This window comes from Pseudomonas baetica, assembly GCF_019733355.1.
Taxonomy (GTDB): Bacteria; Pseudomonadota; Gammaproteobacteria; order Pseudomonadales; family Pseudomonadaceae; genus Aquipseudomonas; species Aquipseudomonas baetica_A.
In genome coordinates this window covers 20,021-35,312 of sequence record NZ_JAIHLQ010000002.1, presented here as the reverse complement: position 1 = coordinate 35,312, position 15,292 = coordinate 20,021, and the positions used below count along the sequence as shown (strand labels likewise).

The 15,292-nt window shown below is 59.5% G+C and carries 14 protein-coding genes and 1 pseudogene; 5 read left to right on the top strand and 10 right to left on the bottom strand.

Annotation, left to right across the window (positions count from 1 at the left end; genetic code table 11):
* The first annotated feature begins 27 nt into the window (after positions 1-27).
* Positions 28-585 carry a GTP cyclohydrolase I FolE gene (gene folE, locus K5E40_RS01810; protein WP_020300838.1) on the top strand — a complete coding sequence of 186 codons (558 nt, stop codon included), beginning with the start codon at positions 28-30 and terminating at the stop codon, positions 583-585.
* A 16-nt stretch (positions 586-601) separates the two neighbouring features.
* On the opposite strand, the gene K5E40_RS01805 is transcribed toward folE, so the two are convergent.
* From K5E40_RS01805 to K5E40_RS01785, 5 genes are read right to left on the bottom strand one after another with little or no spacing between them, the layout of a single operon-like run.
* Positions 602-1,357 carry an SDR family NAD(P)-dependent oxidoreductase gene (locus tag K5E40_RS01805; RefSeq protein WP_020300839.1) on the bottom strand — a complete coding sequence of 252 codons (756 nt, stop codon included), beginning with the start codon at positions 1,355-1,357 and terminating at the stop codon, positions 602-604.
* Positions 1,358-1,374: 17 nt separating this feature from the next.
* Positions 1,375-2,427, bottom strand: a complete 1,053-nt coding sequence (locus K5E40_RS01800) for a phosphotransferase family protein (protein ID WP_020300840.1) — start codon at positions 2,425-2,427, stop codon at positions 1,375-1,377.
* A complete protein-coding gene (locus tag K5E40_RS01795; protein WP_020300841.1) occupies positions 2,424-3,719 on the bottom strand; it encodes an acyl-CoA dehydrogenase family protein in 1,296 nt (431 codons plus the stop codon). The genes K5E40_RS01800 and K5E40_RS01795 overlap by 4 nt, the downstream gene beginning before the upstream one ends.
* Positions 3,720-3,743: 24 nt before the next feature.
* Positions 3,744-4,481 (bottom strand): SDR family NAD(P)-dependent oxidoreductase, encoded by a 738-nt coding sequence (locus K5E40_RS01790; RefSeq protein WP_020300842.1) that lies wholly within the window; start codon positions 4,479-4,481, stop codon positions 3,744-3,746.
* Positions 4,482-4,531: 50 nt separating this feature from the next.
* Positions 4,532-6,769 carry a CoA transferase gene (locus K5E40_RS01785; RefSeq protein ID WP_047531069.1) on the bottom strand — a complete coding sequence of 746 codons (2,238 nt, stop codon included), beginning with the start codon at positions 6,767-6,769 and terminating at the stop codon, positions 4,532-4,534.
* Between the two features lie 192 nt (positions 6,770-6,961).
* Here K5E40_RS01785 and K5E40_RS01780 point away from each other — a divergent pair, with 192 nt between their 5' ends.
* The gene (locus K5E40_RS01780; protein WP_020300844.1) at positions 6,962-7,369 is read left to right on the top strand and encodes a VOC family protein; all 408 of its coding nucleotides are present in this window, start codon (positions 6,962-6,964) and stop codon (positions 7,367-7,369) included.
* On the opposite strand, the gene K5E40_RS01775 is transcribed toward K5E40_RS01780, so the two are convergent.
* The 4 genes from K5E40_RS01775 to K5E40_RS01760 all read right to left on the bottom strand — a co-directional run bounded on the left by K5E40_RS01775 (position 7,366) and on the right by K5E40_RS01760 (position 10,483).
* The gene (locus tag K5E40_RS01775) at positions 7,366-8,145 is read right to left on the bottom strand and encodes an SDR family oxidoreductase (protein WP_020300845.1); all 780 of its coding nucleotides are present in this window, start codon (positions 8,143-8,145) and stop codon (positions 7,366-7,368) included. The two genes, K5E40_RS01780 and K5E40_RS01775, sit on opposite strands and share 4 nt — an antisense overlap.
* Before the next feature lie 24 nt (positions 8,146-8,169).
* Positions 8,170-9,201 carry an aromatic ring-hydroxylating dioxygenase subunit alpha gene (locus K5E40_RS01770; protein WP_020300846.1) on the bottom strand — a complete coding sequence of 344 codons (1,032 nt, stop codon included), beginning with the start codon at positions 9,199-9,201 and terminating at the stop codon, positions 8,170-8,172.
* A 17-nt stretch (positions 9,202-9,218) separates the two neighbouring features.
* Positions 9,219-10,160, bottom strand: a complete 942-nt coding sequence (locus tag K5E40_RS01765; RefSeq protein WP_020300847.1) for a Rieske 2Fe-2S domain-containing protein — start codon at positions 10,158-10,160, stop codon at positions 9,219-9,221.
* 122 nt (positions 10,161-10,282) lie between these two features.
* Entirely contained in the window at positions 10,283-10,483 is a 201-nt protein-coding gene (locus K5E40_RS01760) for a hypothetical protein (RefSeq protein ID WP_128706716.1), read from the bottom strand.
* Between K5E40_RS01760 and K5E40_RS01755 the strand changes: the two genes are divergently transcribed.
* The 3 genes and pseudogenes from K5E40_RS01755 to K5E40_RS01745 all read left to right on the top strand — a co-directional run bounded on the left by K5E40_RS01755 (position 10,470) and on the right by K5E40_RS01745 (position 13,642).
* Positions 10,470-10,949, top strand: coding sequence for a MarR family winged helix-turn-helix transcriptional regulator (locus tag K5E40_RS01755; RefSeq protein WP_221729430.1), 480 nt, complete (start codon positions 10,470-10,472; stop codon positions 10,947-10,949). The two genes, K5E40_RS01760 and K5E40_RS01755, sit on opposite strands and share 14 nt — an antisense overlap.
* Positions 10,942-12,123 (top strand): HlyD family secretion protein, encoded by a 1,182-nt coding sequence (locus K5E40_RS01750; protein WP_020300850.1) that lies wholly within the window; start codon positions 10,942-10,944, stop codon positions 12,121-12,123. The genes K5E40_RS01755 and K5E40_RS01750 overlap by 8 nt, the downstream gene beginning before the upstream one ends.
* Positions 12,116-13,642, top strand: a pseudogene (locus K5E40_RS01745) (DHA2 family efflux MFS transporter permease subunit). The gene K5E40_RS01750 and the pseudogene K5E40_RS01745 overlap by 8 nt, the downstream one beginning before the upstream one ends.
* On the opposite strand, the gene K5E40_RS01740 reads toward K5E40_RS01745, so the two are convergent.
* A complete protein-coding gene (locus K5E40_RS01740) occupies positions 13,630-15,282 on the bottom strand; it encodes a methyl-accepting chemotaxis protein (protein WP_020300852.1) in 1,653 nt (550 codons plus the stop codon). The pseudogene K5E40_RS01745 and the gene K5E40_RS01740 overlap by 13 nt on opposite strands.
* Between the last annotated feature and the right edge of the window lie 10 nt (positions 15,283-15,292).

Genomic DNA, 15,292 nt, shown 5'->3' with positions numbered 1-15,292 from the left:
TTACATCACTAACAATAAGGTCGATCGATGAACGAAGAAATGACGAAAAATTATCGGGAAATTCTCCAGCACGTCGGTGAAGACCCACAGCGTGAAGGCCTGCTCAAGACTCCGGAACGTGCAGCGAAAGCCATGCGTTATCTTTGCCATGGCTACCGGCAAACGCTGGAAGAGATCGTCAACGGAGCACTGTTCGAGTCGGATAACGATGAGATGGTCATCGTTCGTGAAATCGAATTGTATTCGCTGTGTGAACATCATCTCTTGCCATTTATTGGCAAGGCTCATGTTGCCTACATACCGACAGGCAAAGTGCTCGGATTGTCGAAGGTCGCGCGAATTATCGACATGTTTGCCCGCCGCCTGCAGATCCAGGAAAACCTCACCCGGCAGATTGCCGATGCAATCGCCCAGGTCACCAATGCCGCCGGGGTGGCCGTGGTGATCGAGGCGAAACACATGTGCATGATGATGCGAGGTGTGGAGAAGCAGAACTCGGTGATGAGTACTTCAGTGATGCTTGGCGCCTTCCGCGAGTCGTACAACACCCGTCAGGAATTTTTGCAGCTGATCCGCAGCCGCTAGGCGCCCCACCTTCAACTCAACTGAGCATCAGCATCCCGCCGTCAATCATCAGCGTCTGCCCGGTGACAAATCGAGAACCTTCTCCGGCAAGAAATACCAGCACTGGCGCCAGATCCCGGGCCGGTTCACCCAGTTGTCCGCCGATGGGCACTTGCCCTGCCATGTACGCATCGTGCTGCTGCAGTTGTTCGGCGCTCATGCTCGCGCGAGTCGCCTCGTACATCGGCGTCCACATCGCCGGGGCGATAGCGTTGACGGTAATGCCCAATGGGCCCCACTCCCGCGCCACCGTGCGCGTCCACGCCAGCACGGCCCCCTTGCTGGCCGCGTAATGGGCTTTGCCGGGCTGTCCGATGACGCCTGCCCCAGAGGCGAAGTTGATGATCCGCCCACCGCTGCCCTTCAGCAGCTCATAGGCCGCGCGGTTGGTCAGGAATGTGCCACGGGTATTCACCGCAAAGACTTTTTCCCACTCGTCCAGCGTGATGCTGTCGGCACTGGCATTCGGCGCGATACCCGCAGCATGTACCAGCACATCCAGACCATTGAGCCGTTCGTTGGCCCAGGCGAAAGCGGCGTCCACGGATTGGCTGTCAGCGATATCGCAGACTCGTGTATGCGCCCACCCGCCACCGTCCCCCGTCATCGAGGCGGCTTCGCCCAGGTCGAGGCTGACGACATAGGCTCCCTCCTCCACAAATGCTTTGACCACTGCCGCGCCAATACCCCTGGCGCCCCCCGTGACGATGATGCGTTTACCGGCCAGCTGCATGGGCTGTTCCTCTGATATCAGACTGTTTGATCGATGCGCTGCAACGCCGTAGCGAACAGACGCAACGCTGAGGCGTGGTGTTTTTCACCCGAGACCATCGAGGCTTTGCCCGCACACGCACGGGCGTAACTGACTTCGAGAAAGATGCCGAGCTTGAAGCCGGCCAACACCAGGTACCAGGTGAAGTCCGCCAACGAGCGCGAGCTGCCGGCGCGGTAATGGGCGACCAGTTCGTCGCTGCTGCAAAAGCCTTCCCAGGGGCGAACTTCAATGGTGCCGGCACCACGACCATCAGCACCGGGCCAGGTGACTACCAGCCAGGCAAGGTCGAGCAACGGATCGCCGATGGTCGCCAGCTCCCAATCGACAACTGCGGCCAGTTCCGCGCTGTCGTGGCGAAACATGACGTTGGACAAGTGAAAGTCACCATGCTGGATACCGGTCTGGAACTGCGTCGGGTAATGCTCGCTCAACCAGTTGGCCAACCGGGCAAGTCCCGGCAGACCGCTCGCGCCCGGCCAACCGGGGTAGTCTTTGACGCTGTCCAGTTGCGCCAGCCAACGTGAGACCTGGCGTTGATGAAAACCTTCGGGCCGCCCAAAATCCCCCAGGCCCACCGCCTGATAGTCGATTTCTCCCAGACGCAATAACGCGTCCACCATGGCCAGCCCCATACGTCGGCGCATTGCTGGCTGCTGCGCGTGCGGCGTCGGCAAACCTGCCGCGCAGTTGGGATTGAAGCCCTGTACTGGTTCCATCAAATAGAAACTGGCGCCCAGAACGTCTTGGTCGGCGCAGTCGGCTATCAGGCCGGCATGGGGCACCGGCGATCCGGCCAACGCTTTGAGCAACCGTGCTTCACGGGCAATGGTTTTACTGCCGACTTCGCGCAACTCCCTGGAAGGCCGACGCAATACGAATTCGCGCGTGCCACGCCGAAAGCGCAGCAACAGATTCTGAGTGCCTCCGGTTAATCGCAGTGGGGCCTCGATGGAGCCACTTTCCAGACCCTTTGAGTCCATCCATAGAGCCAGGCGCTCGAGTTCGACCAGATCCTGCCAGTCGTTCATGCGTCGTACTCGCCCAGACTGGCCAATGCATCGGCGTATTTTTCCCGGGCTCGGGCCGCCGCGGTGGGCCGGTGGTAATCGGGGAACAGTTCGTCGCAGGGTTGATAATCGCGTAGCAGTTGTTTGGCGACCGTGATTTTGTGCACTTCGGTGGGCCCGTCGGCCAGCCCCATCTGGAAGGAGCGGACGATGTACCCGGTAAACGGCATTTCTTCGCTTACCCCTAACGAGCCATGTACATGCAGGGCGCGCGCGGCGATGTCATGCAGCACCTTGGGCATGGCGGCTTTCACCGCAGCGATGTCTTTGCGTACCCGTTTGTAGTCCTGATACTGGTCGATGCGCCATGCCGTGCGCATGACCAGCAAACGAAATTGTTCGAGCTCGATCCACGAGTCGGCAATTTTTTCCTGGACCATCTGCTTGTCCGCCAGGCGGCTGCCCTGGGTACTACGCGACAGGGATCGTTCACAGAGTGCATCCAGGGCTTTCTGCGCTTGGCCAATCACCCGCATCGCATGGTGCACGCGGCCGCCACCCAGTCGTACCTGGGCCACGACAAACGCCTGACCGGGCGCGCCGAGCATGTCGCCAGCAGGCACTCGCACCTTGTCGAACGACAGGTAGGCATGGGTTGCGGCCGGGTCATCGGCGATACCGACGTTGCGGATAATGCTCACCCCCGGAGCATCGGCGGCAACAATAAACATCGACATGCCTTCATACACCGACACGTTTTTATCGGTGACCGCCATCACGATATAGAACGCGGCGTAGCGGGCATTGGAGGCAAACCATTTTTCGCCGCTCAGCAGCCAGTCATCACCCTCACGCACCGCTTCGGTGGTGAACACCGCAGGGTCCGCGCCGCCTTGGGGTTCGGTCATGGCGAAGCAGGACACGATATCGCCGTCGAGCAAGGGTTGCAGGTAGCGCTGCTTCTGCGCCGGCGTGCCGTAATGGGCGAGGATTTCACCGTTACCGGAGTCCGGTGCCTGACAACCAAACACAATCGGTCCGAACAGCGAGCGGCCGAGAATTTCATTGATCAACGCAAGGCGCACCTGGCCATACCCTGCCCCGCCCAGTTCCGGGCCCAGGTGACAAGCCCACAAGTTGCGCGCCTTCACCTGCGCTTGCAACGGTTTGACCAGTTGCTTGAACAGCGGGTCGTGGATATTCCACGGGCTGCCCAACACGTGGTCGAGAGGCTCGACTTCCTCACGCACGAACTGCTCGATCCAATCCAGTTCCACTTGAATCTCGGGGTCGGTCTGAAAGTCCCAGGCCATGGTGTTTCTCCTAGCAAATAGCGATCAGGCCAGCAGCATGCCGCCGTCGACCAATAGGGTTTGGCCGAGCACATAGCTGGCCAGCGGCGAGGCGAGAAACAGAGCCACATTAGCCATGTCCTGAGGCGTGCCGAGGCGCCCTTGAGGAATGGCGCGCAGCGCACCTTCCAGGCGTTTCGGGTTGCTGGTGGTCACCCGTGTCAGCTTGGTTTCCACCAGCCCCGGGGCAATGCCATTCACCCGGATACCATCACGAGCCCAGGCTTCGGCCAAGGTGCGAGTCAGCCCGAAAGCGCCGGTTTTCGAGGCGTTGTAGGCAGGGTTGCCACGGGTAGAATGGAACGCTGCTGCCGAACTGACCGTGATCATCGAACCCTTGGCTTCCATCAGCAGCGGGTGAAATTTCTGCGCGCAGACCATCAGGCTGGTGAGGTTGATGTCGAGCACGCGCTTGAAGCCCTCAGCGAGGAATTCCTGACGGTCGTAGAGCACCGTGCCTTGCGCTTGCACCAACACATCCAGACGGGTGAATGGCACACAGACCGCTTCGATCAACGCTGCATCCGCGACGTCGACCTGCGCGTAATGCAAGCCTTCAAGGTTAGAGTCGGGTGAGTCGTGATAGGCCGCCGCCGAGGCACGCGTACCCCAGACATGCACTTCGGCACCGCGCTGGCGAAAGTTCTGCGCAATGCCATTGCCGATGCCACTGGACCCGCCGACTACCAGCACGGTTTTACCGCTGAAATCCAACTCGTACATGGGTATTCCTTGTGCTTGTCGAAAAATGCTGCCGGCCAATAGGCCCACCGTTACAGCGCCACCAGGCCAGCCGAGGCCAATCGTTCGAGCTCGCTGCCGGTAAAGCCGAGGCCTTCCAGAACTTGCCGGGTATGTTGGCCGAGGGCGGGCGGTGGGCGCTGCAGCGATAACGGCAAGTTGCCGAAATCCCAGAACGCGCCGATCTGTTGCAAGTCGCCGTAAACAGCATGTGAGTAATGCGCGTGCAGACCCGCGGCGGCGTGTTCGGGGCTGTCGAGAAAGGCATCCATCTGCGCCTCCAGGACGGCCTGCGCAGGAACTTGCACTTCAGCCAATGCTGCGAGCGCCGCTTGCCGGGTAAGACCTGCAAACCAGGTTTCGGGCTGATCACCCATGAGCGCCTTGAAACGCTGCACCTCATCCGGTTGCAGCGCTGCCACCACCAGCCAGGCATCGCTACATAGATACAAACGGTGTGCGTCACTCACACCAGTCTGTTGCGCATCCATATGTTCGATTGGGGTCAGGCTGCCGTCTTCAAGCACCACCGCTTCGCTCATCGATAGCAACGTAGCGCCCAACAATGACGAGCTTACCATTTGCCCGACGCCACTGCGGTTGCGCTCGTACAATCCCAGCAGCAAGGCATAGAGCGAGGATAAACCGGCAAAGAAATCGCCCACGCCAAAACGCAGCCACATCGGCGCCTGCCCCTCCCCGCCCTGCTCCCTCTCCCAGCCGCAGGAAGCCTGCATCAATTGGTCAAAACCCGGCCAATCCGCGCGCGGTCCGGTCGGTCCGTAGGCACTGACATGGCAATACACCAGCTGCGGGTTGAGCACTTTGAGGCTCTCGTAGTCGACCTTGAGTTTGCGTGCGGCCGGCAGCCGCATGTTGTGGTGAACAACATCGGCCCAACGGGCCAACGTTTCTACGGCGGGCTCGGTTTGCTGATCGCCCAACTGCAGCGCTACCCCCAACTTGCCACGCTGGGTGCCGCTGAAAATCCGCTCCAGGCGGCGCATGGCATCGCCTTTGGGCGCTTCGACTTTAATGACTTCGGCGCCGAGGTCCGCCAGAAGCATGCAAGCAAACGGCCCGGCCAGGTAGGCGCCCAGATCCAGTACTTTCAGACCGTGCAGCGGAGGCAAGGGCGCCGGGCTCGACCTGGGCACTTGCGAAGGGATCACAGCATCGGCGCCTGACAGTCCGGCGTTCCCCTCACCTGCCAGAGGTGCGCTACCGCCAACTCGTGCGGGTGGCTGCACCTGCCAGGCAGGGCCTGGTTGCAGGGTCTTGCCCAATTGCACATCGTCGACTTCAACCACATAACCATTCAGGCGTGCTTGCTCGTCGAAGTAGATATCGCCAAAGGGAGCGGCAATTTGCGCGGCCACGTCGTGCTGCCAGAAATGCTCGACCCAGTCCTGTGCCGGCCGTGTGGCAATGATCGCCTTGTTGGCGCCGAAGTTTGGCGCCACATGGCTCGATGGCCACAGCGCGTTCAAGCGAGCCACTTCGGTTTCGCCGAGCTCACTGAGTGCCGCGGCCATCCACGGGGATTTGTCCGGCGAATAATGCACATGCAACCAGCGGCCATCAGCGCATTGGTGCAACGGAATAGGAATGTGTTTATCCAGGCCTTTGGCAAAGGCCTGCGTCGGCGTTTGCGCGCGGTTCCAATGCATGGTCATTGGCACCAAGGCTGCCTGAGCCAAACTCGTATGAGCGATACCGCCGCAGCCGTCACGTTCGCGTGCAAGCAACCGCGCCATCACCCCAACCACGCACAACCAGCTGGCCAGCCAATTGGCAAAGGGCATGCGCACGAATACCGGGCCGGGGCGATGCGCCGGTTGCTCGTCCAACAGGCCAAGGCGCGCCAGGATCAAAGTTTCCCAGGGGATGGCATTCGCCAGTGCATGCCGTTGGGGCCAGCCGCTAATTGCCGAGATAATCAAGCGAGGAAAGTCTGCAGCGAGTTGCGCGTCGGCCAGACCATGGGCCTGCGCTACCGAAGGTGTGAAGTCGTGTAGCAGCACATCGGCGCTCGCGAGCAGAGAGTTTAGTTGCTGACGATCTTGGGGATTTTCCAGACTGAGGATGACACTGCGCTTGCCACGGTTAAGCACAGCAAACAGCGCCTGTTTCTCTCTGGCGGGGTTGGCGGGTGGCTCGATCATCACCACTTCGGCACCCGCTTCGCAAAGATGCATGCCAGCGGCAGAGCCGGCAATGCCGGAACACAGACTGATGACGCGAATTCCTTCGAGGATTGCCTGGCTCATTCAGCACCTGTCTTCTTCTGCGCTTAGCGTTTTGCAGCAGAGCTGCAGAACGAATCCATGGCGTTACCCTAAGCGATCAATGATAAATTCCATAGATAGATTAGTATTCCGAATATAGAATCATAAGCAGGAATATGAACAGCAAATAACAATTCGTCTAAATATCACTAAAAGCCGATCAGGGGCGTTGCGATGATCCTGCGCATGGACCACTTCACCATCGTCACCAACCAACTGGAGGCGACACGGGATTTCTACGTGGAGGTACTGGGTCTGGTCGACGGGCCACGCCCGCCCTTCCCGGTTCCCGGCTTCTGGCTGTACGCCCGGCAACAGCCCGTACTGCATGTGGTGGGCGTATCACAAATGCCGGAGCCGCGACGTGGCGTGCTCGACCATATGGCGTTTCATGCCCAGGGCTTGCAGAAAATGTGGACGCACCTGGATGAGCACGGCGTGCGATTCAAGGTGATCCGTGCTCCCGGCGCCGATCGCACGTGGCAGCTGTTCATGCAGGACCCCAATGGGGTTGAAGTGGAGTTGGATTTCGACGCCAGCGAAGTGCTGCCCGCCGACTGGAAGGAACGCCGGGGAAGCTAAATCAATCCAGCATAACTGCCGCCGTCGATCTGCAAATTTTGCCCGGTGATATAGCCGGCTTGCGCCGAACAGAGAAATGCGCAGGCGGCTGCCAATTCGCTCGGCTGGCCAAATCGTCGCGCCGCTATCGGCTTGAGCATTTCCACCCGTGCTTGCTCAAAACTGAGCTGGCGAAGCCCCGCCAGCTGCTCGGTCATAAAGCGCAGACGGTCCGTCTCAATGCGCTCCGGCAGCAGATTGTTGATCGTTACATTGTCCCGTGCCACTTCGACCGACAGAGCTTTGCAAAAAGCGGTCAGCCCGGCACGTGCAGCGGTGGACAAACCCAACGGCAAACGCGGTGACTTGACCATCGCCGAGGTGATATTGACGATGCGGCCGAAACCTCGCGCCCGCATACCGCCGATCACAGCCTGGATAAGCAGAATGCCTGAGAGCATGTTGGCCTCAATGGCCGCCATCCAGGCCGCGTGATCCCAATCCTCCAGACGACCCGGCTCTGGGCCGCCGTTGTTGGTCACCAGAATGTCGACTACCGGGCACGCGGCCAACAATGTCGCACGCCCGGCAGAGGTGGACAGATCCGCCACCACCGTGCGGGGCAGCCGGCCAGTGCCGAGAAAAATGTCCTGCGCGGTTTGCGCCAGGGTCTCGGCATTGCGGCCGTTGATCAGTATCTCGCAACCCTCCTGCGCCAATGCCAGCGCACAGGCTTTGCCAAGCCCTCGTGAAGACGCGCATACCACCGCCATGCGCCCGCCAATGCCCAGATCCATAGCCGTACTCCTTGCGTGATGGGGTCAGTCTTTCATGCCCAACAACGTGCTGATATCGCGTCCGGGTTCAGCATCGCTGCCGTAGGCGAACTGACCGGCGCGCTGGCGTTCGACCAGTTGTTCCATCTGGTAGCGATAACGAGTACCTGGGGTATCGAAACGCGAATGCAGGTCACGTCGCTCATCGGTCTCGAAATAGCGCTGATTTTGCGGACGCACCACCGAGTTGTCCTGGGGCTGGATGATGTAGTTGATGCGCGGCATCACGTAGCGAAACGGTGACGGTGCAGCGGTGGTATTGAACGTGACGTCACAGCGCGAGCGATGCTTGCCCACCGGCAAGAACGGTTGCAAGTTAGGAACGTCATAACCGGGACGAAATCGCGGGTAGGAGATGCACACATTACTGCGCAAATGGATGTGCAGCACCGCGCGAAAATCCTGGTACTTGGCGCGCACCCCGCCGACCCAACGCATGATCGGCGCCACTGATTTTTGTGCGACTGTACGGGTGCGGGTCACCGTTTCAGAGGTCCATTGCACCTCGACCTCGTCCGACTCGCTGATGCCGTCGCCGATGGTATTGGCATGCAGGAAATCGGCGTGGGTCAGGTCAATCAGGTTTTCTACAGAGAGCGCAGAGGTCGCATCGAATCGCACGGTGCGCTGGGTGTAGCCAGGAAGACTGCCGTCTTGCGGCAGGAACGGGATATGCGGCAGCAGCAATGTATCGGCGGCATCCGGGTTGCCGTACCAGACCCAAATGTAGCCGTAACGCTCGACCAGCGGATAAAACCCGCTGCCGCCAGTGAATGCCGTCAGCACGCACGTATTTTCACGCAGACGATAGGGATGGAATTCAGCTGCTCTCGGCTGCCCGTTTTCCCGCCACAGGTAATAGGGTTGGGCATGAATGATTCGACGAATTGGCTGGGCACTGAGGTCGCGACTATGGGAGACCGGAAACCAGGTGTCACGCAGGTCATAGTTGATCGGTGTCCAGTCACCCCGCACTTTGCGCGACGGAGTATCGGTAGAGGAAGGCACGGAATGCATGGTGAGTTCTCCTGTGCTCAGACGATCGCGCTTGCGGGAATCAGATGCGGTCGGCGAAAGGCACGCAGGTCGCGGGATGGGGCTTGCAGCAGGGCCGCGACGGCTACGCCGTCAATCAAGTGGTTCACCCGGAACGGCGACCTGCTGAATGCACGGGCAATACGCCAACGCAACGGTGCCTTGGCCGGCACGTGCTCAGTCACGAATCCTCGCCAGCACAGGCTGGTGGTGCCACGGCGGTTGGCCCCGGTTGCGATCATCAGGGTAACGAGCGGCATTTCTTCTTCGTTGAGCAAATCCACCCGAATACTGCCGCCGCTCAGGGGTACTGCGGTGCGCACAATCAAGGGGTAGTCCACCACAAACTGCGATGGCAGAAATTGTGTGGACCATACCGCACCGCGCTCCAGAACCACGCGGCCCTGCTCTCTGCGTAGATCGCCAAGGAAGAAATCGGTGAGGCGCACATGGGTAAAGCCGAGCAAGCATTCCGGGCCGTCGAGCATCGCCGCCAGATACTGGTCGTGACTCATGTTGACGACGGTGGAACCGGTAAATTCGCGACCGCTTGGCCGGTAATCGCTGCTGGGGAGCTCCCCTTGCGATGCGCCCTCACCCAACCACACATGGACGAAGCCATTGGCTTCGCTCACCTGAAAGGCCCGCACGGCATAGCGTGGCGGTACGCGCTCATCATCATTAAGGTTGGGAATTTTTGTACAACCGCCACTGGCACCATCGAAGGTCCAGCCGTGGTAACCACATTGCAAACCAGACTCGACAACTCGTCCCAGAGCCAACGGCACCCGCCGATGTGGACAACGGTCTTCCAGAGCAAAAGCCTGCCCGGCTGCGTTGCGGAACAGGACCAGTTCCTCGCCACCAAAGGCCACGGCCAATGGCTTTTGATCATTCACAGCCTCGGAAAGCGCCATGGCCCACCAGCCAGGGGTCGTCATCGGTTTGCCTCATTGTTGTTGTGTTTTTGGGCTTTTGTTTGCAATGCAATCAACGCTAACGGTAGCGGTACAATGCTGTGATGGCAACCATAAGTAAACATTTTAATGATTTATGTTCATACTCATAAAAACCTATCTAGAACCCAGAAATACTCCGAACACTGCTCAACAAAACGGATTATCAGCCAAATAAATCGCTGAATATGAACATTCTTAACTTTAATGCCCATTTTTCCTTGAAAAGGATCAGCAGAAAACCTATAAGCCTGATCACCATGAGCATGCTCATTCACTTCAGGTGCGTTGACGATGACCCAATCCATCCTCGGCTTTGTCCTCCATGACGTTGCCCGTTTGATGCGTAAACGCTTCGAACAATGGGCCCGCGCAGCCGGTCTCATGCGCTCTCAATGGCAAGTTCTGGCCAAACTGTCCACGCATGAAGGCATTCACCAGAAGGGTCTGGCCGACTTGCTTGAAATCGAGTCGGTCACGCTGGTGCGCTTGCTGGACAAAATGCAGGAGCGCGGTCTGATCGAACGTCGCAACCGCGCCACCGATCGCCGTTTTTCCCTGTTATTTCTCACTCCGGATGCCCATCCGCTGCTGCAATTCATGCGCACCATTGGCGAGCAGACTCGAGTGGAAACCATGGCCGACTTTTCCGTTCAGGAGCACGATCAATTGCTGCAGTACCTCGAACGCATGCGTGAACACTTGCTGACGGCTTGCAGCCAGCCGGTGGATGAGCCCACTAACTGCGCGGCAGACGAGGTGACGCATGGCTGAGTCCACATTGCAGCGTCATGCGGTGCAGGCAGAAGCCCGTCCACTCGACCCACTGGCGAAACCTGAAGCGCAGGCGCCTGAAGCTCCCACCCTTGATCGTCATGGGCCAGAATCCTCCGGCGCTCCACGGCAACGCTGGCGCGTCGGCCTGTTTTTGCTGGCGCCGATTGTCGTCGTGGCCTGTGGCGCCTGGTATGTGTTGGGTGGCCAAGTGGTCAGTACCGACAACGCCTACGTTCAGGCCGAACGGGTGGGCGTTTCGACCGATGTGGCCGGGATCGTGGCGGCCATTGAGGTCAGTGACAACCAAGTCGTGAGCAAGGGCCAAGTGTTATTTCGCTTGAAGCCAGAACCCTTTGAAATCGCCTTGGCCAGTGCCAGCGCGCAACTGGAAGGCGCGCGCAACCAGATCCTTTACCTCAAGGCCAGCTACAACCAGTCACTGGCCGAAATCGCCCAGGCTGAAGCCAGGCTGCCCTACTACCAGACCAATTTCCAACGGCTGGAAAAACTTGTCAGCGTTGCCGCCGTCTCCAAGACAATCTACGACGACGCCCATCAGGACCTCGACAATACCCGCCAGCAGGTTTTGGTAGCCAAGTCCCAGGCTGCTGCGGCATTAGCCCAACTGGGAGGACGGCTGGACAGGCCTCTCGAGCAACATCCCTCCTACTTACAAGCACAAGCAGCGCTCAATGAAGCCGAACGCAACCTGCGTAACTCGGTGGTGACCGCCCCGTTCGACGGCGTGGTGACCAACGTGGACTCGTTGCAAGTGGGCGCCTACCTGCAACCCCCACAATCAGGCTTTAGCCTGGTGTCCAGCGAACACCTATGGGTGGCTGCCTCGCCGAAAGAAACCGAGCTGACCAACGCTCACGTCGGCCAGGACGCAACCATTGAGGTAGACACTTATCCCGGCGTGACCTGGCACGGCACCGTGGAAAGCATCAGCCCGGCTTCCAGCTCCAGCTTTTCGCTACTGCCGGCACAGAACACCACGGGCAATTGGGTGAAGGTTGTGCAGCGTATTCCGGTGAAGATCCGTATCGACGATGCCGTAGGCAAACCCGCGCTGCGCCACGGCATGAGTGCCTTGGTAGAGATCGATACCGGAACCGCCCGTGGTCTGCCGAAACCGCTGGCCAACCTGCTCGCCCGCCATCATGAGTGAAGTAACTGGGCCGCTGCCACCTTCGCCGCTACGAGTACTGATTACGCTGTGTGTGGTGCTGGCAGTGGTCATGCAAGCCTTGGACACCACCATCGCCAACGTCGCCCTACCCTATATGCAGGGCAGTGTGTCGGCCAGTGCCGACCAGATTAACTGGGTACTGACTTCCTACATCGTCGCCACCGCCATCATGACGCCGCCCTCGGCATTCCTTGCCCGACGCTTCGGTCGCAAGCGCGTATTGCTGTGATCGATCTTCGGTTTTGTATTGGCGTCGGTGCTCTGTGGCATTGCCCGGTCCCTGGAAGAAATCATCCTGTTCCGTTTACTGCAAGGGCTGGCAGGGGCAGCACTGGTGCCGTTATCGCAAGGCATTCTGCTGGATATTTACCCGCAGAAAGACCGTGGCTCGGCAGTGGCCTTGTTCGGCGTGTCGGTGATGGTTGGTCCGGTGCTGGGTCCGATGATCGGCGGCTGGCTAACAGAACACCTCAGCTGGCGCTGGGTGTTCTTCATCAACTTGCCTATCGGATTGCTGGCCTTTGTCGGCATGATGCGCTTCATTCAGGAAACCCCGGCCGACAGAACCGCCCGTTTGGACTGGCTAGGCTTTGGCTCGCTCAGCGTGGCGATCCTGTCGATTCAATTGTTCCTCGACCGCGGTGAACAGCTGGGCTGGTTCGATTCAGGAGAAATCATCCTGGAGGCGCTGGTGGCCGCCATCGCTTCGTACATTTTCATCGTCCACACCTTCACCCACGACAAGCCCTTTATCAGTCTGAAACTGTTCAAGGACCGCAATTACTCGGTGGCGGTCGTGTTTATCTTCATCATCGGCATTACCTATTTAGCGTCATTGGCGCTGATGACACCCTACCTGCAAACCCTGATGGGTTACCCGGTGCTCACCGCCGGCATGGTCATGGGGCCACGCGGACTGGGGACCATGCTTAGCATGTTCCTTGCCGGGAAGATCATCGGCAAAGTGGATATTCGCTGGATACTGTTTTGCGGTTTGTTGCTGTCCGCCTGGTCGATGTACATGATGACCGGCTGGACGCCGGCAGTGTCCATCAACACCATCGTGTACGTCGGCTTTATTCAGGGCGCGAGCCTGGGTCTGTTGTTCGTCCCACTGACCACCATCGCCTTTACCACCCTAGCGCCGCATTTGCGTGGCGAAGCCACTGGTCTGTACAACCTGTCACGCAATGTCGGCTCAAGCGTTGGCATCTCGATCGTTACGGTGCTGCTGGCTCAAAACACTCAGATCAATCATGCCGAAATCGGCGCATACGTTACGCCGTTCAACCGCCTGTTCGATGCCTGGCCTGTAAACAACCAACTCAATCCATTAACCGCCGGCGGGCGTGCGGCGCTGGATGGCATGATCACTGTGCAGGCCAGCTGGGTGGCCTACCTGGATGACTTCAAGCTGCTGATGTGGTTATCCATTGGAGTCATACCCCTGCTGCTGATATTCAGGACACCGAAGTCTCAAGCAAATCAGGCCTCGTAGCGAAAACGTCCCACTGCTACATTCAGCTCATCGGACAGTTCGCGCAAAGACACCACAGCTCCGGACACCTGATGAGTGATCGCATCGCCCTCGCCGGCCATGCGTGCGATGTGCTCGACGTTGGCAACGATGCCCCGCCCACCCTCGTTCTGCACGCTCACCGCATCGGCAATCCGGTCCACCCCACGCGTGGAGTCGCCGACCAGTTCCGCTGCCTGTTGCAGGGTACTTTCCAACTCACTCAGCAGTCGGCCGCTGTCGTCCAATGCCACCGTGCCGGCGCGCAGGGCTTCGTCGACCACCTCGGACTGGCTCTCGAGCTTTACCGTCAACTGGTTGATCGAGTTGGCTGCCAGCGCAGAGCGTTGTGCCAGATTACGCACTTCGTCCGCCACCACGCTGAAGCCGCGTCCACTCTCGCCAGCCCGTGCCGCCTCGATCGCCGCATTGAGCGCCAGCATGCTGGTCTGCGCGGAAAGGTCCTTGACCTGACCGATGCTGGCGGTGATCGCAGTAGTGCTTTCGACAAAATCGCCCACCGAGCCACGGATGGCGGAGAATGCATGGCGCACGCTGTCGATTTTCTCGAGCAGTCGCGACAAGGCCAAGTGTCCATCCTGCGCACCGCGCAAACTGGCTTCGGCGCAGCTGCGCAGGCTTTCAGCATGACTGGAGATTGCCGCAATCCCGTCGCTCATCTGCTCGATGGTCATCGACACCGCGCCCACCGCACCGGCCTGCGCCGTAGAGCTTTGCGCCACACGCGCCGAAGCGCCCACCAGCTCCTCTGCCGAGGCGCCGACCGATGCCGCGACTCCGGCTACCTTGCGCATTGCCTGCTGGAAGCTATCAATGAGTTCGTTGAATGCCTGAGCCGTGTGGGCAATCTCGTCTCGACCCATGACCCGCACGCGTCGGGTCAGGTCGCCATCGCGCAACTCGATCGAAGCCCTCTCGATTTCCCGAATGGGCCGGATGATTTGCGCACGCAACAAAAGACTGACTAACACAGCCAGTAAGCTGCCACCCAGCAGCACCGCGACGAGCATCCGTGAGACCTGCTGTTGTGTTGCGCCCGCCTCAGCGAAGGCGCCAGAGGTCAGCTCGGCTTGTAGGCCCAACAGCCGGTTGAATTGACCTTGCAGGCCATTGTTGTCGGCACGCACCCGACCCAGCAGCGAGGCAGCCTGTATCTGGTCACTCAAAGCAGTGCGCTTGAATTCGGCAAGCCCCTCGCCGACCACTGCGGCCTGCTCCTGCACCGCTTGATAGAGCGCTCTCTCCTCTTCGCCCAGGCGAGTTTCACGAGCCACCTTGTCCAGCCCGGCACGCATGTCGTCAACACTGGCCTGCATATCTTCAAGATATGACTCAAGGTCTTCCGCGGAAGCTTGCCCACTGGATTCAAGGATGCGCGCGCCTGTGGCATATGCGCCGACCATCGCCGCCTGCGAGGCGGCCGAGGTTTCTAACACTTGCCGATATTGCTGGAAACGCAACTGGTCGATTTCCTCGATTACCGCTTGTTGCTTAGCCAGCCCGCGGTAGGCCAGACCCGAGACAACCAGTAGAGCGAGCACAAATAACCCGGGCAGCACGAGGAGCTTGGCGCCGATTGAGAAGCCTTTCAGAAATGACATGTTGGTTACC